Consider the following 24,305-nt stretch of genomic DNA (forward strand, 5'->3'; position numbering starts at 1 on the left):
GGTGCCGGTCGGTTCCGTTCCCCGGCGTCACGCCTGGTCGTCCCCGGTGCCGGTACCGGCCGGGGCACGCAGCCGGAACCGCTGGAGCTTGCCGGTGGCGGTGCGCGGCAGCGCGTCCAGGAAGACGATCTCGCGGGGGCACTTGTACGGCGCGAGTTCGGACTTCACGAAGGCGCGCAGGTGCTCGGCGTCCCGCCGCGCGCCCTCCTTGAGAACCGCGTACGCCATCACCACCTGGCCGCGCGCCTCGTCCGGCCGCCCGACCACCGCCGCCTCCACGACGTCCGGGTGGCGCAGCAGGGCGTCCTCGACCTCCGGGCCGGCGATGTTGTACCCGGCCGAGATGATCATGTCGTCGGCGCGGGCGACGTACCGGAAGTAGCCGTCGGGATCGCGGACGTAGGTGTCGCCGGTGACGTTCCAGCCGTCGCGCACGTACTCCCGCTGCCGGGGGTCGGCGAGATAGCGGCAGCCGACCGGTCCGCGCACCGCCAGCAGTCCCGGCTCCCCGTCCGGCACGGGCCGGCCGTCGGCGTCCTGCACGCGCGCCCGCCACCCGGGCACCGGGACCCCCGTCGTGCCGGGCCGGATCAGCTCGTCGGCGGCGGAGATGAAGATGTGCAGCAGTTCGGTGGCGCCGATGCCGTTGATGATGCGCAGCCCGGTGCGCTCGTGCCAGGCCCGCCAGGTGGCGGCCGGCAGGTTCTCGCCCGCCGAGACGCAGCGGCGCAGCGAGGCGATGTCGTGCCCGTCCAGCTCGCCGAGCATGGCGCGGTAGGCCGTGGGCGCGGTGAACAGCACCGTCACCCGGTGCTCGGCGACCGCGGCCAGCAGCTGCTCGGGACGGGCCTGTTCGAGCAGCAGCGCGCTCGCCCCGGCCCGCATCGGGAAGACCACCAGCCCGCCGAGGCCGAAGGTGAAGCCGAGCGGGGGACTGCCGGCGAACACGTCGTCCGCGGCCGGCCGCAGGACGTGCCGGGAGAAGGTGTCCGCGATCGCGAGCACGTCCCGGTGGAAGTGCACGCACCCCTTGGGGCGGCCGGTGGTGCCGGAGGTGAAGGCGATGAGGGCGACGTCGTCGGACGCCGTGTCCACGGCCTCGTACGGGGTGCCGGGCGCCGGGCGGTTCAGCAGGTCGTCGGGGGAGTCGCCGCCGTAGGCGGTGATCCGCAGGCCCGGGACCTCGGCCTTGGCGAGGTCGTCCACCGTCCGCACGTCGCACAGGGCGTGGCGGACCTCGGCGATCCGGCAGACGGTGCCCAGCTCGTGCGGACGCTGCTGGGCCAGCACGGTGACCGCGATCGCGCCGGCCTTCAGCACCGCCAGCCAGCAGGCCGCCAGCCACGGTGTGGTGGGACCGCGCAGCAGCACCCGGTTGCCGGGCACCACCCCGAGGTCGCCGGTGAGGACGTGCGCGAGGCGGTCCACGCGGGCGCGCAGCTCGTCGTACGTCCAGCTCCCGCCGTCGGGCGTGCGGAAGGCGGGACGGTCGCCGGGCGGGCCGTGCAGCAGCTCGGCGGCGCAGTTCAGCCGCTCGGGGTAGGCCAGCTCCGGCAGGTCGAAGCGGAGCTCGGGCCACTGCTCGGGTGGCGGGAGGTGATCGCGGGCGAAGGTGTCGACGTGCGCGGTGACCCGTGGGTTCATGGCGGTTCGCCCCCTCGGCGTGGTGGGCTCGCATCCGGAGCGTATCGCGTTGGTGACGGCAGTCAACGGTTCGCGATAACCTCGGAAGTCGCCCCCGGTGGCGAGGGAAGGGACCGGCGATGACCGCATTCTCGCTCGAACCGGCACGACGCGCCTGGTGCGCCGAGCTGCGCGCGCTGGCCGCCGAACGCCTGCGCCCGCTCGCCGAGAAGGGCGAACCCGGCCGCGTCAACCGTCCGCTCGTCGCCGAACTCGGCGCCCTCGGCCTGCTGCCCCGCCTGTTCACCTCCGGCGCCCTCGACCTGTGCCTGATGCGGGAGTCCCTGGCCCGCGCCTGCACCGAGGCGGAGACCGCCCTCGCCCTCCAGGGCCTGGGCGCCCATCCGGTGCACGCCCACGGCACCGCCGCCCAGCGCGCCCGCTGGCTCCCCCGGGTGAGTGACGGCAGCGCGGTCGCGGCGTTCGCGCTCAGCGAGCCGGGGGCCGGCTCCGACGCGGCGGCGCTGTCGCTCGCCGCTCACCCGGACGGCCCCGGCCGCTGGCGGCTCACCGGCGAGAAGTGCTGGATCTCCAACGCCCCCGAGGCCGACCTCTACACCGTCTTCGCCCGCACCACCCCCGGCGCCGGCGCCCGCGGGGTCACCGCCTTCCTGGTCCCCGCCGACCGCCCCGGACTCACCGGAACCGGCCTCGACATGCTCTCCCCGCACCCCATCGGAGCCCTCGCCCTCGACGCCGTACCGGTGACCGCCGACGACCTCCTCGGCGAGGTGGACCGCGGCTTCCGGGTCGCCATGGGCACCCTCAACCTGTTCCGCCCCAGCGTCGGCGCCTTCGCGGTCGGCATGGCGCAGGCGGCCCTGGACGCCACCCTCGAGCACACCGCCCGGCGGGACGCGTTCGGCGGCCGGCTGAAGGACCTCCAGTCCGTCGCCCACCAGGTCGCCGAGATGGCCCTGCGCACGGAGTCGGCCCGGCTGATGGTGTACGCGGCGGCGACGGCGTACGACGCGGGCGCGCCGGACGTCCCGAAGCGCGCCGCCATGGCGAAGCTGCTGGCCACCGAGACCGCGCAGTACGTCGTCGACCGGGCCGTCCAGCTCCACGGCGCCCGGGCGCTGCAACGCGGGCACCTGCTGGAACACCTCTACCGCGAGGTCCGCGCACCCCGGATCTACGAGGGGGCGAGCGAGGTCCAGCGGGGCGTCGTCGCCAAGGAGCTGTACAAGAGCCTGGAGGACCGGTGACGCGAGAGCCCGGAGGACCGGTGGCACGGGAGCCCGGAGGACCGGTGGCACGGGAGCCCGGAGGACCAGTGGCACGGGAGTCCGCGGGACCGGTGACCGCCGAGCGGGTCAACCCGCCGTCCCTCTCCCCGCCGGCCGGCTTCTCGCACGCCGTGGTCGCCACCGGAACCCGGATGGTGTTCCTGGCCGGCCAGACCGCGCTCGACGGCGACGGCGAGGTGGTCGGCGACACGCTGCCCGAGCAGTTCTCCCGGGCCCTGGCCAACCTGCTCACCGCCCTGCGCGCGGCCGGCGGCACCCCCGCCGACCTGGCCCGCGTCACCGTCTACGCCACCGACGTCGCCGCGTACCGGACCCACGCCCGGGAACTCGGCCGGCGGTGGCGGGAGCTGGCGGGCCGCGACTACCCGGCGATGGCGGTGGTCGAGGTGGTCCGGCTGTGGGACGAACGGGCGCTGGTGGAACTCGACGGATTCGCCCTGCTGCCCTGAGGGAGCGGGGCTAGCCTGGCGGGATGCCGGAGATCGAACTGAGCGCGGGCACCGTCGAGTACGAGGACACGGGAGGCGAGGGGCCGGTCGTCGTGCTGCTGCACGGACTCGTCCACGACGCCTCGGTCTGGCGGAAGGTCATCGCCGAACTGCGCACCGGCCACCGGCTTCTCGCGCCGACCCTGCCGTACGGAGCGCACCGCAGGCCGATGACCCGGCCGCCCACGCCCGACCTGGTCAACGAGCTGGTCGCGGAGTTCCTGGAGCGGCTGGACCTGCGGGAGGTCACCCTCGTCGAGAGCGACTGCGGACGGGCCCAGACGGTCGCGGCCCGGCACCCCGAGCGGCTGGCGCGGCTGGTGCTGATCTCCTGCGAGGCGTTCGACAACTACCCGCCGGGCCTGCCCGGCAAGATGATCACCGTGGCCTGCAGGGTGCCCGGGGGCGTCCCGCTCATGGTCCGCGCGCTGGGCCTGAAACCGTTGCGCAGGCTGCCGGTCGGCCTCGGCGCGCTCACCAAGCGGCCCGTGCCGGACGAGATCGTCGACCGCTGGCTGCGTCCCCTGCGCACCGACCCGGCGATCCGGCGGGACTTCCGGCACTACGGGACCCACGTACGGCGGACCGAACTGCTCGAGGCCGCCCAGGGACTGCGGTACTTCGACCGGCCCGCGCTGGTCGTCTGGGCGACCGAGGACCGGATGATGCCCCGCGAGCACGGCCGCCGCCTGGCCGAGCTGCTTCCGCGGGGCCGGCTGGTGGAGCTCGACGACACGCGCACGCTGATCGCCGAGGACCGGCCGGAGCGGCTCGCCTCCCTGCTGCGGTGGTTCGTCGCGGAGGGGTGAGCGGAGCGGCGGCCGGGATCAGGTCCGGCGCGCGGCGGGGGTCAGGCGGCGACCACGAGACGGTCGGCGGGCGCCCGGTGCGGGGCGATCACCCGGCCGTCGGGGAGCAGCTCACCGGTGTCGTCGAAGACGATCGAGCCGTCGCAGAGCAGGCTCCTTCTCTGCACTTCACTCGCATGGGTGTTGGGAGGAGCGCAGGCCGTGGAAACCTCGTTGCTGCCCGAGGGCGTCACCTGAATCATGTCGCCATGGGGAGACGACCGAGCACAAAGACCGACAGTGCGCCTGTAGCTGCGGGTGTGCGTGTGGACTGGTGGGCTGTTCCCCACGGTGTGCGAAGCCAGGTTGAGGAACGTCTGGGGGCGCCTGTGCAAAGCGCCGTTACCCAGGCCGGTGGCTTCTCGCCTGGGGTTGCAGCCCGCATGCGTCTTGTCGACGGCCGACGGGTGTTCGTGAAGGCGGTGGGCGCTGAACCAAACCCTGACACCCCTGACCTCCACCGGTCCGAGGCGCGGATCACCGCGGCCTTGCCGATCGCAGCGCCTGTGCCGCAGCTGCTCATGACCTTGGATCTCGAAGGCTGGGTCGTTTTGGTCTTCGAAGACGTCGACGGAAGAATGCCGGCCCAGCCTTGGCAGCTGGACGAGCTCCACCGTGTTCTTGCAGCGGCTAACGAGCTGTCCGTGCTGCTCGATCCTTCGCCGATCGCGGCGCCACCGGTTGCTGATCGGTTCGGCGAAAAGTTCCAAGGCTGGCGTCGGCTTTCCGCTGCTTCCGCGGATGGGACAGACGACCTGGCCTGGCTCGATCCCTGGGCACGACGCAATCTGGGACGCCTCCTCGACCGAGAAGCCGCCTGGATCGCAGCTGCAGCCGGTAGTGCCTTGATCCATGGCGATCTGCGGGCGGACAACGTTCTGCTGACCGACGACCGCGTCATGGTCGTCGACTGGCCGTGGGCCGCAGTCGGAGCTTCGTGGTTTGACGTCGTCGCGATGGGCCCGAGCGTGATCATGCAGGGCGCCCCGGATGCGGTGAGTCTTCTTGATCAGCACCTGTTCGCTCGTGGTGCTGACCCGGAAGATGTCACCACCGTGCTCATCGCTATGGCTGGATACTTCCTTCGTCAGTCCGTGCAGGCCCCGCCGCCGGGGCTGCCGACGGTGCGGGACTTTCAGCGTGCTCAGGGTCAAGCTGCACTCCATTGGGTGCGTGAGCGGACACATTGGCGATAGAGCCTCGGGAAAGCCCGAGGTCAAGTTCCTGGTGAATCGGGGCGTGGGATGCCGAGGTCGGCGACGGGCCTCTTGACGAGTCGGGCGGCCTCGGCTTGCTTGGCGCGGAGGAAGGTCAGCGTCGAGTCGATGCCTTCGACCTCGCCGAGCCAGTGCTCCTCCTGGGCCCGCTTGCGGCGCAGGAGGAGGTCCCGCTCGATCTCCGCGAGGCGGGGCAGCATCTTGGGGTTGACCTGGAGCATCGGGCAGCGGATGCAGGCGTGTTCGTGGTTGCAGGGGGTGCCGTAGGGGCGGGCGCAGTTGCCGAGTTCGACCTTGCGCTTGTCGAAGTGCTCCTCGAAGTCGGCCCACTCCTCGGGCGTGACCTCGGTGTATTCGATCTCCGGTCGGAGTGATCGGCGGTGGTTCAGGAACCGCTGGTAGTTGGCGACGATGTCCTCGGCGAAGACCGCGACGTAGCCCTGGAGGGTCTGAAGGTTCAGGTGGCCGAGCAGGGCGGCGCCGATATGGATGGGCAGGCCGCCGTTGACGATCTCGGTGGCGAAGAGCCGCCGGAAGTCGTGCGGCGTGAAGGTCATGTCGGCGAAGGCTCGGTGGGTCTCGGCCAGTTCCTCGCAGCTGCGGGCGAACATGTGGATGAACGTGGTCGGGGAGATCACTGATCTCTGCGTGCCGTTCTGCCGTTGCATGAGGAACGGCATGGGCTCCGACCAGGTCTTCTCGTGAGGGTCGTAGCGGTTGAGCAGGCGGACCGGCCGGCCGTCGGGGGTGAGGCGGCGGATGATCTGAGCGACCGCGTGGAACAGGTCCGCGGACATCGGAATGACGCGCTCGCGCTCGCTCTTGGACGGAGCGATGACGAGCAGGGCGATGACCTCGTTGTTCGGGCGCCGATACTGGCGGATGCTCAGGTGGGTGAGCTCGCAGAGCTCTTCGACGCGGATGCCGCTGTGACGGAGGATCTCCAGGCCGGCCCATTCCCAGAACGCGGTGTCCTCGGCGAGCGTGACGTTGAGGACCCGCCCGTCCTCGTCGGTGACGCGGACGGGCGGCTCGTCCTGGCTCTTGGCCCAGGTGCGATCGCGGTCGCTGTCCGTGCGCCGGTAGGAGTGCCCGTCGAGCTCGAAGGTCTCTCCGAGCTCGACCGCGCGGGCCTTGTGGAGCAGGCCCGTTAAGTGCTCGTAGCGGCCTTCGACGTGCGCGACCAGGGTGGGCAGCAGCGGCTGGCGGACCCGGATGCGGTCGGACATCCGCTGGTGGATCTCCCGCTTGCGCTTGGCGAACCCCTTGAGTTCCTTCGGCCGGATCGGGCAGGGCACGACCCACTGGGCCCACTGCTCGGGCTCGTCGATGGCCCAGCTGTGCAGGTCGAGGTAGAGGGCGCGGACCGCCAGGAGGATGCCGGAGTCGTCCGCGCGGGTGCGGCGCTCGTCGCGGTCCCACCGCTTGATGGCCTCGCGCCACTGGTCATAGACCTCGGGGCTCAGCGCCAGGTCCTGCTGGCCCGGGTTGATCTTCTCGACCTTGGCCCAGAACGTGCTCGCGAGCCGGCGGGCCAGGGTCGTGATGGTGGTGTAGTCGGTTCCGGCCCGGCGCCGGGTCAGGTAGTCGATCAGCAGCTGGCGGACGCCCTGGTGCTGGATGGGGTAGCGGTCGACGAGCTGGGTGATGGTGAGCTGGCCGCGATAGACGTAGGCCCGCAGGGTCGGCGGGGTGCCGGGCGGGAAGTGGCCCATCTGGTGCAGCACCTGCCAGGTGCCAAGGCCCGCGAAACGGGTGGCGCCTGCCTTGCTGCCGTGGGTCACGCCGAGACGCTTCGACTCCATGCCGTAGTGCAGCAGCGCCGATGGAGTCAGGTCCTCCAGCGTGATGCCCTGCGTGGTCAGGGCGGCCGCCAAGTCGAACTTCGCCCGGAGCCGGTGCATGTGGTGGAAGTCGAAGGCATCGGCCGCGGCGAAGAACTTCTCCAACAGCGGATCGGACTGAAGCTTACGGAATCGCTGCGGGTAGTCCAGGAACTTGTTCGCGCGGAACCCGGAGACCGAGGGCCGGATGACCCGCAGGCAGAACGCGAGCTTGATACCGGCAACAAGGTCTGAGCTGTCTCGCCGGTCGCCATCGTGTGCAAGGACGCGTACCGACTCGGCGCCTTCGTCGTCGAAGCCGCTGGCCAGCCAACGCTCCTGCCACGTATCGCCGGGCATCTCCTCCCACACGGAGAAGACCCGCTGGACGGCCCTCCGACGGCGCCCCGGGTTCGGCTGCCCCTTGGTGGCTCGCTCGACAATGCGCAGGATCTCGTCGGCCGGTGCCCGGGACAGGTCCCCGAACGGGCCCGGCGGTGTGCTGGGCAGCGGTGCCGGTGCCGTCTTCAGCTCCGCGCCGGCGAACCGCGTGACAGGAGCGGGGACGAACGGCTCGTCGCCGCTGTAGTCGACGCGGCGGTTGCGGGCGGTGAAGGTCTTCAGGTCAGCCACCGAACACCGCCCTGAAGTCGTCCGGGTCGTAGCCAGGGGCAATGGCGGGCTGGAGGCGGGGGCGCTGGTAGTGCGTCTGGAGGGCGGCGAAGAGGTCCTCGACACGGGCGTGCAGGTAGCGGCCGGTGGTGGCCAGGTCTGCGTGCCGCAGGATGGCCCGGACCTCGACCAGCGTCAGGTTCGGGTCGTTCGCCATCCTCTCGGCCGCCGTGTGCCTCAGGTCGTGCAGGCTCCAGTTCGTGCCCAGCCGGTCGTCGGCCCGCTGGATGACGCGCCGCATCGCCCAGTAGGTGAGCGGCTTGTCCGGGCCGCGGCGGGTGCGGAAGACCGGCTCGTGCGGGGCGGGCATGCCCATCGCGTCGAGGTAGGCGGCCAGCACCACCAGGGCCTGCGGACTCGCCGGGATCGGCTCGCGCAGCTTCGTGCCCTTGGAGACGACGTAGACGATCTGGGCCGGCCAGTCGACGTCGGCCGGAGTGACGCCGAGCAGCTCGGAGGCGCGGGCGCCGCTGGAGACGTAGAGCAGTACCGCGGCGCGGTCCCGGTCGTGGTTCATGGCGGCGAAGAACTCGTCCCACATCACATCCGGGATGGCCCGGGGCTCGGTGGCCGGGACGCGCTGGCGAAGGCGGGAGCGGCGGAAGGCCGGCACGGCCTCCGCCGGACTGCGGTGAGCGAGCGCCCGGCGCCGTGCCTCCGAAACCGGGACCGGATTCAGCAGCGGGCCGTTGCCCAGGTCGCGGTGGAAGTCGTAGAAGCTGCTGACCACGGTCAGGGCGTGGTTGATCGTCGCCGGGGCGTAGCCGGCCTTGAGGTACCGCTTGCCGGTGCGGGGGTTCACCGAGCCGGGCTGCGGCGCGTCCGGCCGGGTGCGGCGGCGCTGCGGATTCGGTGCCGTACGAAGCCATCCCACTATCACTGCCACCTCCCCTTCCGTCGCCTTGTCCCAGGTCACGTTCAAGAGCCACAGGAACCGGAACCACCGCAGCAGGTCGTTGGCGTAACTGCGGCTGGTTGCTGGGCTGTTGTCGTTCAGAGCGAGGTCCCGCAGGTAGGGCGTCACCGACTCGACCGGACTTCCAGCGGGGTCGAGTACGGCGTACGCCGGGTGCTGGGTCTCCAGCTGAACGACCGAGCCGACGCGGGGCAGGACGGCCCGCCCCTCCATCAGCTGGTTGCGCAGGTGCGACGTCACACAGAACTCCTTGGGCAGTCGGACATCGCAGTGCCCAACGACCTCAAGAAGGTGCAGTTAACACACCAGCCCTGCTCGGGGTGGGCGGCCACCACGTGCGGGGCGGGGGACTCGGTCCGCCGGCAGGAAGGCTGGTGGGCACACATGGCGCACCTCCGTGTCGCTGGAAGGACCCGGACGGGTCGTGTCCGGACGGGTCGTACGGGTAGACCGTCCTCCCGCCGCGGACTCATCGGAACGGCCCGCCGTGAAGCGTGACGGTTTCCGGACGATCCCGGGACGGTTCCCCGACGGCCGGTGCGGACTCGCCACCGAAGGGGTGAGGATGACGGCCCCGGACCCGTCCGCCCGGTACTGGTGGAGGCCCCATTCCACTCAATTCGGGAGGTTTCCCCATGTCTGCGAATCCTGTTCTCGGCGTCCTGGCCGGCGCCGTGACGCTGTTGTTCGGCTCCGCCGCGGCCGCGCCCGAGGCGTCGGCCGCCCCCTCCGAGACCGTGACGGTGGACTCCGTGGGCCGGATCGCCGACGGGTTCGTCACCCTCTCCGGCACGTACCGCTGCGACGCCGGCACCGGACCGGTCTACGTCAGCTCCTCGGTGCGGCAGAGCCCGTCCGCGGACCCCCGCCCCATCGGCGGCACCCGGGCGGTGTGCGACGGCAAGGAGCACCGCTGGGAGAACACCGGCAGCGTGTCCGCCGGCACCCTGAAGGCCGGCCCGGCCCACGTCGAGGCCACGATCGTGGAACTGCGCCCCACGGGCATCCTCGTGCTGCCCCACTTCCACGCGGTGCAGCGACAGGACGTCGCGCTGGTCCAGGGCTGACCGGCACCGGGCCCGGCCGCACCGCGTGCCGCCGCCGGACGTGCGGGCGCGTGCCGGGAGCCCGTGGTCCCGGCTGTCCCGGGTGACCGGCGTGACGCGGATGTCCCGGAACAGCAGGCTCCGGGACCACCGAAACGGAAGAAGGGGCCCTTCCCGCCGAAGTCGGCGGGAAGGGCCCCGGTCGTGCCGGAGCCGGTCGCCGCGTGAGCGGGCGTGCGCTCGTGTCCTCCCGGCCCGCCGGCGTCCGCCTTCGGCGTGCGCCGCGTACCGGCCCTGCGGTCGGGGACGATGAGCTCGCGCCCCTCGGGGCCGGTGGTGGTCCCGGCCCGGTCCGGGGAGCCGTGGGCCGTGACGGTGCCGCCGCGGTCTTCGACGGCGACGGCGAACACGGTGTCGGCCTCGACGAGTGCCTGGCGGCCGTACGCGCCGAAGGGCTCGGCGACCCGGTCGGGATCGTGCCGCCCGCGGACGGGAAGTCGCCGTAGGCGGTCGAGCAGGTGCGGCACAGCCGGCCGGAGCAACAGGACCCGACGGCCGGTGGACCCGGCCACCGGCGAGGCCACGGACGTCCCGCGGTTCGCGGACTGCCCGGCGCCGGCCAAGCCGACCCGCTGGGGATCGACCTGCACGTCCTCGGCCGTCGACGACGAAACGGATCCCCGACTGTGTCGGGACCCGCCACGGAAGATCGAGGCCAGGGCGCGCAGCCCTTGCCGAAGGGGCCGGTGAGGAAAGCGCCGTGTCGCGGACAACGCGAGTGCGGGTGGGCGCTTGCGTCCCCTGGAGAGGACGTCAAACGCCCGTGTCGTAACCGCCGGTGCGTCGGCCGACCGTGAACGGCCTATGCCTCTATGAGGGCGTGAGCCCAGACTTCCCCGTTTTCGGTGATCACCACGATCTTCCCGTCGCTGAAGACGACGAATCTGTCCTGCGTGTTGGATCCCACTTGGGGCCCGTCTTTGTTGAGCTGAAGAGCCTCATCGATCTGCTTGATGTCGCCGTTGGTCATCTGGACGGTGTGGCACCAGACTTCGCCGTTACTGGTGATGGCGAAGATCTCGAAGTTGCCCGGTTCGACCTTATCGGAAAACACTCAGAACCGGTCGGAGAAGCAGACGGATTCCCATGTGGCGAAGTGGCCGTAAACGGTCTGGTGGGCGGGAAGTCGTGGGGGAGGTAGCGCCAAGGGATGCCGGTGCGATCGACGTGGAGGATGACGTCCGGGTGAATCCCATGATGTTATGAGAGCGAACCCGCGGATTCTCTCGAACTGCCTTCGATTTGCGCGAACTCGCTGAGGGCCGGTCTCTGGCGTCCTGTCCCTGACTCACTGCGCAAAGTAGCCGTCGGCCCTCTGCTCACCCGAGTTGCTTCGTGCTCGGTCTGTTCGTCAGTTCCAGGGTACTGCTGCTACGAGGTGCTTCACTCCTTGAGGATTGGTGCTGTGGCGCAGCGAAATTGCATCACAAGTCGGCTGCGCTACCATAAAAAATAGCGGATCCTGCCGTAGGAATGTGATCAACGGGGCATGATCGGCGGATGTCACAGCGCAGGCCGTAAGGCCCGGCACCGGCGTCAGCCGCCCACCGTCACCACCTTTCGTGGGCCACACGTTCCTTTTCCGATGACGCCCAGCACAAGGGGAGGCATCGTGATGACTGAACCCGACTACGGCCCCGAACCTTCAGAGCCACCGACCACCGTGCGGCTGATCTTCGAATACGAGGGGACCGATATCCGTCTGATATCCCGGCGGCGGGTGGCGATGATGCCCCCGCCCAGCGATCCGCTCAGAGAACGTGAGGATGCCCAGGGCTTCTGGGTCGAGGTCCGGGACGCGCAGCAGCGACCGCTGTACCGGCGTGTGATGTGCGATCCGGTACGCCGTGACGTCGAGGTGTTCTCCGACGAGCCGGAGTACTCGATCGCCCGCGTGCCGGTGGACGAGCCGCGCGGCCTCTTCGTGGTTCTGGTCCCGGACATCGCGAATGCCGATCATGCCGCGCTCATCCGCAGCCCGTTCGGCCTGCGGCCGACCGCTGCGGCGGAAGTGGCGCGCTTCGGCTTCGGACCTGATTTCAGCACAGAGGAAGACCTCTGAGATGAGCACGGTAGACGGTGCGGTCATCGGCACCACGAAGATCATTGACAACGGTCCCGCGTCGGCGCGCTGGAACCTGGTCATCATGGGCGACGGCTACAAGAACACCCAGCTGGGCCAGTTCGCCAACGATGTCCGGTCCTTCGTCAACAATTTCCTCGGTTCGGGACCCTTCAACAGGGTACCGACCGCGATCAACGTCTATCGCGTCGACGTGGCCTCCACTGACAGCGGCGCTGACGACCCCGCGACCCCGACCTGCGAGGGCACCGGAGCGGTAGCCCGGACATATTTCGACGCCTCGTTCTGCGGCGACGGCCTCCCCCACCTCTTGGTCGTCAAGAGCAGGACCGCCCTGGCTGTGGCGGGGAACCAGGTGCCCGAATGGAACCTGGTGATGGTCATCGTCAACACCACGAAGTACGGCGGATCCGGGGGAAGTGTTGCGGTCTTCTCTCTCGCGGACCGTGCCACGGAGATCGGTCTGCACGAGATGTGCCACACCGCGTTCGGTCTTGGTGACGAGTACGAGTTCTACCGCGGCTGCGGGAGGGACACCGACCGCGACAGGCACCCGCCGATCGAGCCCTGCGAAGCCAATATCACCATCGACGGCAACCGGACCACGAACAAGTGGCGTGACCTGATCGCGGCGAACACAAGGATGCCGACGACGCAGAACGCGGACTGCAGGTTCTGCGATCCGCAGCCCAACCCCGTCGGCGCAGGCACGGTCGGTGCTTTCGAAGGTGCTCACTACTACCACTGCAAGGCGTACCGTCCGCAGTTCACCTGCCGGATGCGGGCGCTCCGCAACCCCTGGTGCGCGGTATGCGAGCGCCGCATCTACCAAACTCTTGCTCCCTATGTGAAGCCCGTCGTGAAGCGAGTAGCGGCGGTGACCCGCAATTCAGGGCGCCTGGACGCCTTCTGGGCGGGCCGGGACGCCAAGCTCTGGACCAATTGGTGGGACCAAGCCCCCGGTGGGGGCTGGAAAGAGCACTCACCCATCGATATTCCGATCCGCTTCTTGGCCCCCGAGACCTCAGTCGCCGCAGTGGCCCAGAAAGATCGTCTAGACGTCTTCTGGGAGGGCAGGGACGGCAAAATATTTAACAACTGGGCGCAGGCCCCCGGCTGGAAGTGGAAACCCCTCATGCCTGTCCCCATCGCCCACGAACTCGACTTCACCGTACCTCCTGCCCCGGGCACCAGCATCGCAGCCGTAGTCCGGACCACCGACAATTGGAGACCAGTCGACGTCTTCTGGACCGGCACCGATTGCCAGATCTGGAGCAACCGGCGCACCGAAGCTCCCGGTGGGGACTGGAGTGACCATGCGCCTTTCCCTATCGCTGCCGAATTCTCCACGCTCCCTGCGGAACGGACAGGCATCGCCGCGGTGTCCCGGCACTCGAATCGTCTGGACGTTTTCTGGGCGGGCAGCGATGGTCAGATCTGGAGCACCTGGTGGGAGCAAGCTCCCGACATGGGCTGGAGAGACCACTTTCCCTTCCCCATCGCCCGTGCCTTCTCCACGCTCGCTGCGCAACGGACAGGCATCGCCGCGGTGGCCCGGAATTCGAATCATCTGGACGTTTTCTGGGCAGGCAGCGATGGTCAGATCTGGAGCACCTGGTGGGACCGAGCTCCCGACATGGGCTGGAGAGACCACTTTCCCTTCCCCATCGCCCGTGCCTTCTCCACGCTCGCCGCGGAACGGACAGGCATCGCCGCGGTGGCCCGGACCTCGAATCATCTGGACGTTTTCTGGGCAGGTCGGGACGGCAAGATCTGGACCAACTGGTGGACCCCCGGAAACGACTGGAAAGACCACCCGCCCCGCCCCATCGCCAGCCAATTTTCCGTACCGCCGGCCCCGGACACCGGCATCGCAGCCGTGGCCCGCACCAGCGGAAACCTCGACGTTTTCTGGACCGGTACCGACGGCAACGTCTGGACCAACTGGTGGACCCCTGGAGACGACTGGAAAGACCACCCCGCCTTTACCATCTGACACCAGCACATGCCCCCGGCGGTACATGTCGGCTGTGAGAATCAGGGGCCGCATCCCCGCTTCGCCCCGCTGAACTGGGACGGTGACACGGCCCTGACGTTCGGGAAGACCTTCGGCGAGCCCGGGCTCGACACCATCCGGACCGGCACCGAGCCGGTCACCGCTGCCCGGCGGTCGATGGGCCGGACCGGCAGGAACCGGCTCGCCGAGGTCGGCGAACCGCCCAGCGACCGCGCCGGCCGCGAGCGCGACTGCCGCCACGACGGCGTCACGGGACGGGCGTCACGGGACGCGGGCCGCGCCCACCGAGGCGATCCTGCGCCGCCCACCCGCAACGCCTCCCACCCCACCCGCGCGGCGGCGCCGGAGGCCGGCCGCGCTCGGAGGACCGTTCCCGCGGCCCGCTGTCCGCGGCTGCGTGATCCTCGGCGGGAGATCGAGGAGGACCTGGACGCGGGGGAGTCCTCCAAGGACGCCGACGGCCGGCAGCCGGTCGGCCGTCCGTGACGGGAACGGTCCGTCCCTCCGGTCCGGTGCGCTCAGTGGGGCAGGAGGGCGTCGAGAGCGTCGAGGAACACGTCCGTCATCGTTCGTGATCCGGTGCCGAACGCGGCGGCGAGCAGGTACCCCACGGCGGCGTCCTGTGCCACCGGCTCGGCGTGCTCCCCCCACGCGGCGGTGACCGAGCCGTCCCCGCGGGAAGTGAACTCGCCGATGCACTGCCTGTCCCTGAGCAGCCTGCTGGCTGTCGCGGAGCACGGCACGAGCCGGTACCGGGTGTCCGGAAGCATGACGTCCACGCGGTAGGAGCGGCGGGGGAGCCAGGCCCGGGCAGGCACGATGCGGGCCCGGCGGTCGTCGAGCGTCAGGGTGAGGTGGCCGCGGTCCCGGGTGCCGATCGGCGCGTACCGGTTGGGCGCGGCGCCCCGCGACCGGACCACCAGCGCGTGCGGCAGGTCTCCGCCCTCCACCGCCACGGAGCCCCGGTCGCCGTCGAGGCGGACCTCGATGGCACCGAAGATCTCGTCCGTGACGACGGGAGGGCCGCCTCCCCCGCCGGTGAAGGGGGAGTCCTCCGGTTCGGGGAACGGCAGCGTCGGATCGTGCATCACGGGACCTGCTCCTCGGAAGCGTGCCTGCACCTCCATGGAAACAGCGCGTACGTGCGGCTGCCACGGGGCCGGTCAGGCCGGGGCCGGCTCGCCGGCCGGCCAGTCCAGCAGGCGGGCGCCGATCACCGCCGTCTGGAGCATGTAGCGGTGGGAGGGGTCCGAGGGGTTGGCGCCGGTGAGCTTGTGGATGCGCTCCAGGCGGTAGGTCAGGGCGCGCACGCTCAGGGAGAGGCGGCGGGCCGCCTCCGCGGAGACGCAGCCGGCGTCGAAGTACGCGGTGAGCGTGTCGAGGAGGGGCTCGGCGCCGCCGCGGGCCGTGGTGAGCGGGCCCAGGGTGTTGTGGACCAGGTCGGCCATGGCCTGGCGGTCGCGGGCCAGGACGGGGTAGACGAGCAGGTCGGCGGCGCGCAGCACCGGGTCGTCCAGCCCCAGCCGCTCGGCGATCTCCAGGGAGCTCAGCGCCTCCTCGTAGGACTGGACGACACCGCCGGGACCGGACTGCGGGCGGCCGATGGCGACCTGGCCGCCGTCGGTGGCGGCGTGCGCCTGCTTGGCGAAGTGGGTGAGGACCTCGCCCTGGTGCCCGGGCGCGATGCACAGCAGCCGCCCGTCCTTGGTGGTGAGCAGGATGCTGCGGTCCCCGAACCGGGAGATGAGGGCGCGCTCCACCTGCCGCGGCACCGGGTCGCCCTCGTCGTAGGGGACGGGTCCCCGGGCGACGGCCACCGCGTGCGCGTGGGACAGCCGCAGGCCGAAGCGTTCGGCGCGCTCGGCGAGCCGTCCCAGGTCGCTGCGGCCGTAGAGCAGGTCGTCGATGAACTCCCGCCGGGCCGCCTCCTCCTGACGCACCGCCAGCCGCTGCGCCCGCTCGTACCCCTCGGCGAAGGCGTCCACCACCTGCTGGACGGCCGCGAGCGCGGCGTCGGCCGAGTCGGAACCGCGCGGCCATGCCTCGCGGGCGGCGGACAGGTGCACGCTGACGAGGGCGCGCAGGCCGAAACCCGCCTCCGCGGCCCGCTCGCCCAGGGCCCGCCGGGAGGCGATCTCGTCCCGGGTGAGGCGTCTGCCCGTGGCCGCGACCTCGGCCAGGATGTGGGCATAGCCGTCCAGATAGTGCTCCGGAATTTCCTGTTCTGCCACGCCGCCCCCTCGATCTTGACGCGTTCTTAGCGCGCCACCGGCATGGAGATCCTAAGGAACACTGCCGGAGTCCGGCAATGCGCGGACGGGCCCCCGCCGTGCAGGATGAGCCGCGGGGAGCACTGCGCAAGGTTCCGGTGCCGGGCACCGGCAGGTGCCCGGCACCGGGGTCGGAGGGGAGCGGTGCTGCCGCCGGTGCGAGCCGTGAACGGGAAGGGGGCCGGGATGCGCACGTTCGTGGAAGCCGCCACGGGACTGCCCACCCTCCTGTTCACCGCCGCCCTCGTCGTGGTGGTCTGCTTCTGGCTGCTGGTGGCCGCCGGTCTCGCCGGCAGCCGCGCCTTCGACCCCGACGCGGACCTCGGCGCCCTCGGGATGGGCGGGGTCCCGGTCGCGGTCGCGCTCTCGCTGCTGACGGCCCTCGCCTGGCTCCTCGCCACCGGCGCGGGCGTCCTGCTGGCCGCCACCGTCCCGGACGGACCCGCCGCCGGACTGCTGCGCCCCCTCACCGCGTGCGGCGCACTGCTCGTCTCCTGGCGGCTCACCCGCCTGCTCGTGCGGCCGCTGCACCGTCTCTTCCCGGACGAACCCGGGCCGTCGCGGTCCCCGCGCGGGCCCGGCGCGGACCGTGACGGCGCGTCACGCGCGGTGTGCCGGGCCGCGGACGGCATCCGTCCGCGTCTGCCGCAGAACCGCAGTGCCGGCTGAGCCGTCTCCCCATCCACCGGACCTTCACCCGCCTCGTCGGCGAGGCACCGCTCCACCCGAACTCCGCCCACCTCCCAGCCCATAAGGACGTGCCCCATGGATGCCGCCACCGTGGGCATCGCCGTACTCGTCGGCGTCGCCCTGCTGCTCCTGCTCATCGGCCTGCTCCTCGTCACCAGACTGTTCCGCAAGGTGGAGCAGGGCAAGGCCCTGATCGTCTCCAAGACCCGCAAGGTCGACGTGACGTTCACCGGGGCGGTCGTGCTCCCGGTGCTGCACAAGGCCGAGGTGATGGACATCTCGGTGAAGACCATCGAGATCACCCGGGCCGGCAAGGAAGGGCTGATCTGCAGGGACAACATCCGCGCGGACATCCGCATCACGTTCTTCGTCAAGGTCAACAAGACCGTGGAGGACGTCATCAAGGTCGCCCAGGCCGTCGGCACCGCGCGGGCCAGCGACCGGAACACGCTGCAGGAGCTGTTCCACGCCAAGTTCTCCGAGGCGCTGAAGACCGTCGGCAAGCAGATGGACTTCACCGACCTGTACACCAAGCGCGAGGAACTGCGGTACCGGATCATCGAGGTCATCGGCGTCGACCTGAACGGCTACCACCTCGAGGACGCCGCGATCGACTACCTGGAGCAGACGCCGCTGACCCAGCTCGACCCGGGCAACGTCCTCGACGCGCAGGGCATCCGCAAGATCACCGAGCTGACGGCCGTGGAGCACGTCCGCACCAACGAGGCCCAGCGCAACGAGGAGAAGGAGATCACCCGGCAGAACGTCGACGCGCGCGAGGCGATCCTGGAACTGGAGCGCCGGCAGGCCGACGCCGAGATCAAGCAGAAGCGGGAGATCGAGACCGTACGGGCCCGCGAGGAGGCCGAGACCGCGCGGGTGGTGGAGGAGGAGCGGCTGCGGGCGCAGAGCGCCTTCCTGCGCACCGAGGAGCAGCTCGGCGTGCAGCGCGAGAACCAGGCCCGCGAGGTCGCCGTCGCCGCCAAGAACCGCGAGCGGGTCATCGCCGTCGAGAGCGAGCGCATCGAGAAGGACCGCATGCTGGAGGTCATCGCCCGGGACCGGGAGACCGAACTGACCCGGATCGCCGCCGAGAAGGAGGTCGAGGCGGAGAAGCGGGAGATCGCCGAGGTCATCCGCGAGCGGGTGGCGGTGGACCGTACGGTCGCCGAGCAGGAGGAGTCGATCCTGAAGCTGCGGGCCGTGGAGGAGGCGGAGCGGCAGCGCCAGGCCGTGATCATCGCCGCGGAGGCCGAGGCGCAGGAGAGGCTGGTCAAGGACATCAAGGCCGCCGAGGCCGCCGAGCAGGCCGCCACGCACCGCGCCGCCGAGGAACTCACCCTCGCCGAGGCCCGGCTGAAGACCGCCGACCTGGACGCGCGGGCCAAGCTGCGGATGGCCGAGGGCATCCAGGCGGAGGCCGCGGCCGAGGGGCTGGCCGCCGTCCAGGTCCGCGACAAGGAGGCCGACGTCATCGAGAAGGCGGGCCGCGCCGAGGCCGGGGCCGCCGAGGCCCGGATGCGCGCGGAGGCCGAGGGGGCACGGGCCAGGGCACTGGCCGACGCGGAGGCGATCAGCGGGAAGCTCAGGGCGGAGGCGGCCGGCCTCACCGAGAAGGCGGCGGCGATGGCCGCCCTCGACGAGGCCTCCCGCGGCCACGAGGAGTACCGGCTGCGGCTGGAGGCGGAGAAGGACGTCCGGCTCGCCGGACTGGAGGTGCAGCGGCAGATCGCCGAGGCACAGGCCACGGTCCTGGCGACCGGACTGGAGAACGCGGACATCGACATCGTCGGCGGGGAGTCCGTGTTCTTCGACCGGCTGATGTCCTCGATCGCGCTCGGCAAGGGCGTGGACGGCTTCGTCCGGAACTCCGAGACCGCTCAGGCCCTCGCCGGGCCCTGGCTGGACGGCTCGGCGAGCTTCACCGACGACCTGGGCCGGATCCTGGGCGCCGTCTCGACGGCCGACGTGCGGAACCTCACGGTGTCCACGCTGCTGATGCGGCTGATGCAGCAGGGCGGCGAGAACACCGGACGGTTCGAGGAACTGATCGAGAAAGCAGGTGAGCTGGGTCTCTCGGACACACCGCTGGCCGGACTGAACGGCCGCGCCAGGGCCTGACCACCCTCCGCCCGGGAGCCGCCGCACAGGGGACGGCGGCTCCCGACCGCTCCCTTCCCGAGAGGCAGCCATGACCAGCAGCACCCACGAGCCCGCCGCCCGTCGGGAGGCCCCCGGCGAGGACGGCCACGCGACGGACGCCACCGCGGCCCCCGCGACGGTCGACGGCGGCGCCTACCAGGTACTGCGGGACCGCCTCGCCGCCCAGGCCGCCGAACTCGCCCGCCGCGCCGAAGCGCTGAACCACCGCCGCGCCGAGGAGTTCGGCGCGCCGGAGCTGCGCCTCACCGGCACCGAGCGCCTGCGCACCGACCGGGGCAGCGTCCCCCGCGACATCGTCGCCGTGGGCGACGTGCTCCTCTTCGGCTACGAGGCCCGCCCCCGGCCCGACCGGGACACCGCGGTCGGCGACGTCCTCGCCCCGCACGACCGCGACCTCAACCGGCTGCCCGACGACGCGGTGCCCGGACTCCTCGACGACCCCGACTTCGTCCGCGAGTTCGCCGCCCTGCACCGCTACTACCGCCAGGCCCGCCTGCTGCGGCTGCGCCGCGTCGACGGCAAGCTCCTCGCCGTCTTCCAGACCGGCGAGAAGGCCGGCGACATCCGCGTCCTGCGCTGGTCGGTGGCCGAGGACGGCCGGGCCGCGTTCCTCGACGCACGCGGCGACCGGGACCACGCGGCCACCCCGCCCGACGGCATCGACTGGACCCCCGCCACCCGCGAGGACCACGTGCTCGGCCGCCACCCGCACGTCTCCGTCCAGGGCGAGGTCTTCGTCGACACCCTCGGCGGCACCCTCACCGTCAAGACCGAGAACGACACCGGCACCCCCGACGGCATCCACACCGAGCCGGTCGACGAGCCCCTGCAGTCCCTCGCCGACGCGGACATCGCCCACGCCCGCGTCGGCCCCCTGGTCCTGCTGCGGATCCTCCCCTACAAGGAGACCGCGCACCGCCACCTGGTCTTCAACACCCTCACCCGCACCGTCGTCCGCCTCGACGGCATCGGCCAGGGCTGCCGCCGGCTGCCCGAGGACCAGGGCATCGTGTTCCCCGGCGGCTACTGCCTCGCCGCCGGCACCCACAAGACGTACGAACTCGACACGGAGGGGATGCAGTTCGAACGCGAGGTGCGCTCGCCGCACGGCGAGGACGTGCTGTACGCCTTCCACGCGCCCGGACGCGGACGGGGCCTGCTGCTGTCGTACAACCAGATCCGCGAGGCGGTCGCCACCCCGATGGCCTGCCACGGCTGGGCGCTGTTCGACGACGGACGGCTCGTCCTGCTGCGCCCCGAGGGCGACGAACCCGCCCGCGTCCACCCCGTCCAGCTCTGGGACTCGCCCTACGTCTCCGACACCCACGCCGCCGCACAGCCCGCCGGCGAGGGGCCGCTGGCCCGGGTCGGCAACGCCGACCTCGTACGCGGCATCTCCGACTGCCTGTCCCTGGCCCGCTCCGCCGCCGAGACCACCCCGACGGCCGAGATCTACGCGACCCTGGCGGCCGCCTGCGTCCGCGCCCTGGACACCCACCACTGGCTGGGTGATCCCGAGCTCGGCGACCTGCGCGCCCCCTTGGCGCAGGTACGCGCCACCGCCGAGCAGGTGCTGGCCGAGTTCGAGACCGTACGCGACCTCACCCGCCGGGCCGCCGACGCACTCGACGAGGCGGCCGACCGGGTCGCCTCGGTGGTGCGCCGGCTGCGCGGCGAGCGACCACGCGAAGCCACCGCCTGGGTCACCGGCCTCACCGAACTGCGCCACGCCCGGGGCCACCTGCTGACCCTGAAGGGCATGCGGTACGCGGACCACGCCCGCATCGACGCCCTGGCCGACACGGCCGAGACGGACCTCGCCTCCTTCGGGCAGCGCGCCGTCGCCTTCCTGGCCCGCGAGGACGCCTTCGCCGCCCACCACGCGGACCTCGAACGGCTGCACGCCGACATCGAGTCGGCCACCACCGCCGCCGAGGCCGCCCCGGTCGCCGCCCGCCTCGACGAGCTCGCCGACGGACTGCGCACGGTGACCGAGGTGGTCGCCGGGCTCGACATCGCCGACGCCACCGTCCGCACGGCCGTGCTCGAGCGGGTCGCCGAGGCCATGGGCGGCGTCAACCGCGCCCGCGCCGCCCTCGACACCCATCGCCGCGGCCTCCTCGACCGGGAGGCACGCGCCGGGTTCGCCGCCGAACTCGCCCTGCTCGGCCAGACGGTCACCGGAGCCCTCGCGGCGGCGGACGACCCCGAGGCGTGCGACGACCAGCTGACGCGTGTGCTTGTCCAGTTGGAGGCCCTGGAGTCCCGTTTCGCCGAGTTCGACGACGTCCTGGACGAGCTCGCCGCCAAGCGCACCGAGATCTACGAGGCGTTCTCCGCCCGCAAGCAGAGCCTCACCGACGCCCGCGCCCGCCGCGCCGGGCAACTCGCCTCCGCCGCCGAGCGCGTGCTGGAGACCATCGCCCGCCGCAGCGCCGCGCTCGCCGACACCGACGCGGTGAGCACCTACTTCGCCTCCGACCCGCTCGTCGCCAAGGTCCGCCGCACCGCCGACGAACTGCGCGGACTCGGCGACCGGGTGCGGGCCGAGGAACTCGACGGCCGGCTGCGGTCGGCCCACGAGGAGGCCGCCCGCGCCCTGCGCGACCGCACCGACCTCTACGCGGACGGCGGACGCACCATCCGCCTCGGCGGCCACCGCTTCGCCGTCTCCACCCAGCCCTTCGACCTCACCGTCGTCCCGCACGGCGACGGCCTCGCCGTCGCCCTCACCGGCACCGACTACCGCGCCCCCGTCACCGACCCCGCCCTCCTCGCCGACCGGCCCCTGTGGAACCGGCACCTGCCGTCCGAGTCGCCCGAGGTCTGCCGCGCCGAACACCTCGCCGCCCGGCTGCTGCACGAACACGGCCCCGACGCCCTGACCGGCGCCGACGACCTCGCCGGCCTGGTCCGCAGGGCCGCCGAGGAGGCGTACGACGAGGGGTACGAGCGGGGCGTCCACGACCACGACGCCACCGCGATCCTCACCGCCGTACTGCCCCTGTACGACGGCGCCGGAACCCTGCGCCACGCGTCCGCCGCCCGCGCCCACGCCCTGCTGTACTGGGCGCACGGCACCACGGCCCAGGAGCGCGCGGACCTCACCCGCCGCGCCCGCTCCCTGGCCCGGGCCCGCGACGCCTTCGGACCGCCGCCCGCGCTGGACGCGCTGCGGACGGAACTGGCCCGCGCCGTGGGGGAGTGGGACGAGGACGCCACCGTCCGACCCGCGGCCTGCGCCGCGTACCTCCTCGACGAACTGACCACCGGTCCCGACGGCTTCGTCATCAGCACCCGGACCCGCACCCTGCTCGACAAGTTCCGCCGCACGGTGGCGACCGGGGCCTACGACGAGGACCTCCCCGCCCTCGGCGACCTCGCCGCCCGCCGCCAGCTGGTCGAGGCGTGGCTGACCGCGTACACCGCCGCCACCGGGGACCGGGTGGCCCCCGGCGACCTCGCGGAGGCCGTGGCCGCGGAACTCTGCCCGGACCTGCCCCGCCACGAGTCGGACGCACCCCTGACGGTCACGGTGGAGGGGCTGATCGCCACCCACCCCCGGATCACCGACCGCCGCCTCACCCTCCGCCTCGACGAATTCCTCGACCGCACGGAGGGGTTCAGGGAGCGCGACGTGCCGGCCTTCCGCGCCTTCCAGCGCCGCCGCACCGCCCTCGTGACCACCGAACGGGCGCGGCTGCGGCTGGACGACCACCGGCCGCGCGTGATGTCGTCGTTCGTCCGCAACCGCCTGGTCGACGAGGTCTACCTCCCGTTGGTCGGTGACAGCCTCGCCAAACAGCTCGGCACCACGGGGGAGTCCGCCCGCACCGGCACCGGCGGCCTGCTGCTGCTCGTCTCGCCGCCCGGCTACGGCAAGACGACCCTCGTGGAGTACGTGGCGCACCGGCTCGGTCTGGTCCTGGTGCGGATCAGCGGCCCCGCACTCGGTCACGCGGTCACCTCGCTGGACCCGGCCGAGGCGCCGGACGCCACCGCCCGCCGGGAGGTCGAGAAGATCAACTTCGCACTGGCCGCCGGCAGCAACACCCTGCTCTACCTCGACGACATCCAGCACACCTCACCCGAACTGCTCCAGAAGTTCATCCCGCTGTGCGACGCCACGCGCCGGGTGGAGGGCGTGTGGGAGGGCGAGCCGCGCACCTACGACCTGCGCGGCAAGCGGTTCGCCGTCTGCATGTCCGGCAACCCCTACACCGAGTCGGGTGAGGTCTTCCGGGTCCCCGACATGCTGGCCAACCGCGCCGACGTCTGGAACCTCGGTGACGTGCTCACCGGCAAGGAGGACGTCTTCGCGCTCAGCTTCGTCGAGAACGCCCTCACCGCCAACCCGGTGCTCGCCCCGCTCGCCTCCCGCGACCGCGCCGACCTGGACCTGCTGATCCGCCTCGCCGGGGACGACCCCACGGCCCGCCCCGACCGGCTCACCCACCCCTACGCGCCCACCGAACTGGACCGGATCCTGGCCGTGCTGCGCCATCTGCTCACCGCCCGCCGGACGGTCCTCGCCGTCAACGCGGCCTACATCGCCTCCGCCGCGCAGTCCGACGACGCCCGCACCGAGCCGCCGTTCCTGCTCCAGGGCTCCTACCGCAACATGAACAAGATCGCCCAGCGGATCCAGCCCGTCATGAACGACGCCGAGCTGGCCGCCGTGATCGACGACCACTACACGGCCGAGGCCCAGACCCTCACCACCGGCGCCGAGGCGAGCCTGCTGAAGCTCGCCGAGCTGCGCGGCACGCTCACCGCCGACCGGTCGGCCCGCTGGACCGAGCTCAAGGCCGCCCACGTCCGCACCCTCGCCCTGGGCGGCCCCGACGAGGACGCGCTGACCCGTGCGGTGGCCGCGCTCGCCCTCCTCGGCGACCGCATCGCCGCCGTGGAGTCGGCCATCAGCCGCGCGGCGGACCCCCGTCGACCGACGGCCGACCCGGCCGCCCGCCGGACCGGGGGGACGAGCCGCTGAGACCTCCCCGAATCCCGCCGCCCCGGCGCTGTGCGAGCGGTGGCCGCGCATGGGGCGAGCGATCGGGTGCCGGGCTGCTCGGCGGG

General features: G+C 71.8%; 19 protein-coding genes and 1 pseudogene. 12 read left to right on the forward strand and 8 right to left on the reverse strand.

Going from position 1 to position 24,305, the window contains the following annotated elements:
- Positions 1–27: 27 nt before the first annotated feature.
- Positions 28–1,644 carry an AMP-binding protein gene (locus FHS37_RS12785; RefSeq protein ID WP_184820377.1) on the reverse strand — a complete coding sequence of 539 codons (1,617 nt, stop codon included), beginning with the start codon at positions 1,642–1,644 and terminating at the stop codon, positions 28–30.
- 119 nt (positions 1,645–1,763) lie between these two features.
- Between FHS37_RS12785 and FHS37_RS12790 the strand changes: the two genes are divergently transcribed.
- The 3 genes from FHS37_RS12790 (at position 1,764) to FHS37_RS12800 (ending at position 4,230) form a co-directional block, all read left to right on the forward strand.
- A complete protein-coding gene (locus tag FHS37_RS12790; protein ID WP_184820379.1) occupies positions 1,764–2,891 on the forward strand; it encodes an acyl-CoA dehydrogenase family protein in 1,128 nt (375 codons plus the stop codon).
- Between the two features lie 92 nt (positions 2,892–2,983).
- Positions 2,984–3,382, forward strand: coding sequence for a RidA family protein (locus FHS37_RS12795; RefSeq protein WP_184821111.1), 399 nt, complete (start codon positions 2,984–2,986; stop codon positions 3,380–3,382).
- 23 nt (positions 3,383–3,405) lie between these two features.
- Positions 3,406–4,230: an alpha/beta fold hydrolase gene (locus FHS37_RS12800; RefSeq protein WP_184820381.1), complete on the forward strand. Its 825-nt coding sequence runs from the start codon at positions 3,406–3,408 to the stop codon at positions 4,228–4,230.
- A 41-nt stretch (positions 4,231–4,271) separates the two neighbouring features.
- Here the strand turns inward: FHS37_RS12800 and FHS37_RS40470 are convergent, their stop codons facing one another.
- Positions 4,272–4,472 carry a DUF5999 family protein gene (locus FHS37_RS40470; RefSeq protein WP_268254589.1) on the reverse strand — a complete coding sequence of 67 codons (201 nt, stop codon included), beginning with the start codon at positions 4,470–4,472 and terminating at the stop codon, positions 4,272–4,274.
- A 180-nt stretch (positions 4,473–4,652) separates the two neighbouring features.
- On the opposite strand from FHS37_RS40470, the gene FHS37_RS12805 reads away from it, so the two are divergent.
- On the forward strand, positions 4,653–5,465 hold the full coding sequence (locus FHS37_RS12805) for a phosphotransferase family protein (protein ID WP_308439472.1): 813 nt from the start codon (positions 4,653–4,655) through the stop codon (positions 5,463–5,465).
- 20 nt (positions 5,466–5,485) lie between these two features.
- Here the strand turns inward: FHS37_RS12805 and FHS37_RS12810 are convergent, their stop codons facing one another.
- Both FHS37_RS12810 and FHS37_RS12815 read right to left on the reverse strand, forming a co-directional pair.
- Positions 5,486–7,942, reverse strand: coding sequence for a tyrosine-type recombinase/integrase (locus tag FHS37_RS12810; protein WP_184820386.1), 2,457 nt, complete (start codon positions 7,940–7,942; stop codon positions 5,486–5,488).
- Positions 7,935–9,137 carry a tyrosine-type recombinase/integrase gene (locus tag FHS37_RS12815; RefSeq protein WP_229889934.1) on the reverse strand — a complete coding sequence of 401 codons (1,203 nt, stop codon included), beginning with the start codon at positions 9,135–9,137 and terminating at the stop codon, positions 7,935–7,937. The genes FHS37_RS12810 and FHS37_RS12815 overlap by 8 nt, the downstream gene beginning before the upstream one ends.
- Positions 9,138–9,532: 395 nt before the next feature.
- Here FHS37_RS12815 and FHS37_RS12820 point away from each other — a divergent pair, with 395 nt between their 5' ends.
- Positions 9,533–9,964 (forward strand): DUF6299 family protein, encoded by a 432-nt coding sequence (locus tag FHS37_RS12820; protein ID WP_184820388.1) that lies wholly within the window; start codon positions 9,533–9,535, stop codon positions 9,962–9,964.
- Positions 9,965–10,305: 341 nt separating this feature from the next.
- Positions 10,306–10,449 carry a hypothetical protein gene (locus FHS37_RS41020; RefSeq protein ID WP_184820390.1) on the forward strand — a complete coding sequence of 48 codons (144 nt, stop codon included), beginning with the start codon at positions 10,306–10,308 and terminating at the stop codon, positions 10,447–10,449.
- A gap of 356 nt (positions 10,450–10,805) precedes the next feature.
- On the opposite strand, the gene FHS37_RS12830 is transcribed toward FHS37_RS41020, so the two are convergent.
- Positions 10,806–11,057 carry a hypothetical protein gene (locus FHS37_RS12830; protein ID WP_184820392.1) on the reverse strand — a complete coding sequence of 84 codons (252 nt, stop codon included), beginning with the start codon at positions 11,055–11,057 and terminating at the stop codon, positions 10,806–10,808.
- 30 nt (positions 11,058–11,087) lie between these two features.
- Positions 11,088–11,179: pseudogene (locus FHS37_RS39285) on the reverse strand (transposase); the annotation flags it as partial.
- Positions 11,180–11,618: 439 nt separating this feature from the next.
- On the opposite strand from FHS37_RS39285, the gene FHS37_RS12835 reads away from it, so the two are divergent.
- Genes FHS37_RS12835 through FHS37_RS12845 form a run of 3 tightly spaced genes read left to right on the forward strand, consistent with a single transcriptional unit; the run spans position 11,619 to position 14,589 of the window.
- A complete protein-coding gene (locus FHS37_RS12835) occupies positions 11,619–12,065 on the forward strand; it encodes a hypothetical protein (protein ID WP_184820394.1) in 447 nt (148 codons plus the stop codon).
- A 1-nt stretch (position 12,066) separates the two neighbouring features.
- Entirely contained in the window at positions 12,067–14,082 is a 2,016-nt protein-coding gene (locus FHS37_RS12840) for a M64 family metallopeptidase (RefSeq protein WP_184820396.1), read from the forward strand.
- Between the two features lie 9 nt (positions 14,083–14,091).
- On the forward strand, positions 14,092–14,589 hold the full coding sequence (locus tag FHS37_RS12845) for a hypothetical protein (protein ID WP_184820398.1): 498 nt from the start codon (positions 14,092–14,094) through the stop codon (positions 14,587–14,589).
- A 32-nt stretch (positions 14,590–14,621) separates the two neighbouring features.
- Here the strand turns inward: FHS37_RS12845 and FHS37_RS12850 are convergent, their stop codons facing one another.
- Together FHS37_RS12850 and FHS37_RS12855 are read right to left on the reverse strand one after the other, a co-directional pair.
- Positions 14,622–15,191 carry a hypothetical protein gene (locus FHS37_RS12850; RefSeq protein ID WP_229889933.1) on the reverse strand — a complete coding sequence of 190 codons (570 nt, stop codon included), beginning with the start codon at positions 15,189–15,191 and terminating at the stop codon, positions 14,622–14,624.
- A 75-nt stretch (positions 15,192–15,266) separates the two neighbouring features.
- Positions 15,267–16,334, reverse strand: a complete 1,068-nt coding sequence (locus tag FHS37_RS12855; protein WP_184820400.1) for a PucR family transcriptional regulator — start codon at positions 16,332–16,334, stop codon at positions 15,267–15,269.
- Between the two features lie 225 nt (positions 16,335–16,559).
- On the opposite strand from FHS37_RS12855, the gene FHS37_RS12860 reads away from it, so the two are divergent.
- The 3 genes from FHS37_RS12860 to FHS37_RS12870 all read left to right on the forward strand — a co-directional run bounded on the left by FHS37_RS12860 (position 16,560) and on the right by FHS37_RS12870 (position 24,219).
- Positions 16,560–17,042: a hypothetical protein gene (locus FHS37_RS12860; RefSeq protein ID WP_184820402.1), complete on the forward strand. Its 483-nt coding sequence runs from the start codon at positions 16,560–16,562 to the stop codon at positions 17,040–17,042.
- 96 nt (positions 17,043–17,138) lie between these two features.
- Positions 17,139–19,184, forward strand: coding sequence for a flotillin family protein (locus FHS37_RS12865; protein WP_184820404.1), 2,046 nt, complete (start codon positions 17,139–17,141; stop codon positions 19,182–19,184).
- Between the two features lie 70 nt (positions 19,185–19,254).
- Positions 19,255–24,219, forward strand: a complete 4,965-nt coding sequence (locus FHS37_RS12870) for a DNA repair ATPase (RefSeq protein ID WP_184820406.1) — start codon at positions 19,255–19,257, stop codon at positions 24,217–24,219.
- Positions 24,220–24,305: the final 86 nt, after the last annotated feature.

This window comes from Streptomyces griseomycini (assembly GCF_014203535.1).
Lineage (GTDB): Bacteria > Actinomycetota > Actinomycetes > Streptomycetales > Streptomycetaceae > Streptomyces > Streptomyces griseomycini.

Excerpts from the sequence above, each read along its gene's own strand:
- FHS37_RS12805 (WP_308439472.1), top strand. The coding sequence starts at position 4,653 with ATGCGTCTTGTCGACGGCCGACGGGTGTTCGTGAAGGCGGTGGGCGCT.
- FHS37_RS12865 (WP_184820404.1), top strand. The coding sequence starts at position 17,139 with ATGGATGCCGCCACCGTGGGCATCGCCGTACTCGTCGGCGTCGCCCTG.
- FHS37_RS12790 (WP_184820379.1), top strand. The coding sequence starts at position 1,764 with ATGACCGCATTCTCGCTCGAACCGGCACGACGCGCCTGGTGCGCCGAG.
- FHS37_RS40470 (WP_268254589.1), bottom strand. The coding sequence starts at position 4,472 with ATGATTCAGGTGACGCCCTCGGGCAGCAACGAGGTTTCCACGGCCTGC.
- FHS37_RS12870 (WP_184820406.1), top strand. The coding sequence starts at position 19,255 with ATGACCAGCAGCACCCACGAGCCCGCCGCCCGTCGGGAGGCCCCCGGC.
- FHS37_RS12820 (WP_184820388.1), top strand. The coding sequence starts at position 9,533 with ATGTCTGCGAATCCTGTTCTCGGCGTCCTGGCCGGCGCCGTGACGCTG.
- FHS37_RS12835 (WP_184820394.1), top strand. The coding sequence starts at position 11,619 with ATGACTGAACCCGACTACGGCCCCGAACCTTCAGAGCCACCGACCACC.
- FHS37_RS12850 (WP_229889933.1), bottom strand. The coding sequence starts at position 15,191 with ATGCACGATCCGACGCTGCCGTTCCCCGAACCGGAGGACTCCCCCTTC.
- FHS37_RS12785 (WP_184820377.1), bottom strand. The coding sequence starts at position 1,644 with ATGAACCCACGGGTCACCGCGCACGTCGACACCTTCGCCCGCGATCAC.
- FHS37_RS12800 (WP_184820381.1), top strand. The coding sequence starts at position 3,406 with ATGCCGGAGATCGAACTGAGCGCGGGCACCGTCGAGTACGAGGACACG.
- FHS37_RS12840 (WP_184820396.1), top strand. The coding sequence starts at position 12,067 with ATGAGCACGGTAGACGGTGCGGTCATCGGCACCACGAAGATCATTGAC.
- FHS37_RS12860 (WP_184820402.1), top strand. The coding sequence starts at position 16,560 with ATGCGCACGTTCGTGGAAGCCGCCACGGGACTGCCCACCCTCCTGTTC.
- FHS37_RS12845 (WP_184820398.1), top strand. The coding sequence starts at position 14,092 with ATGCCCCCGGCGGTACATGTCGGCTGTGAGAATCAGGGGCCGCATCCC.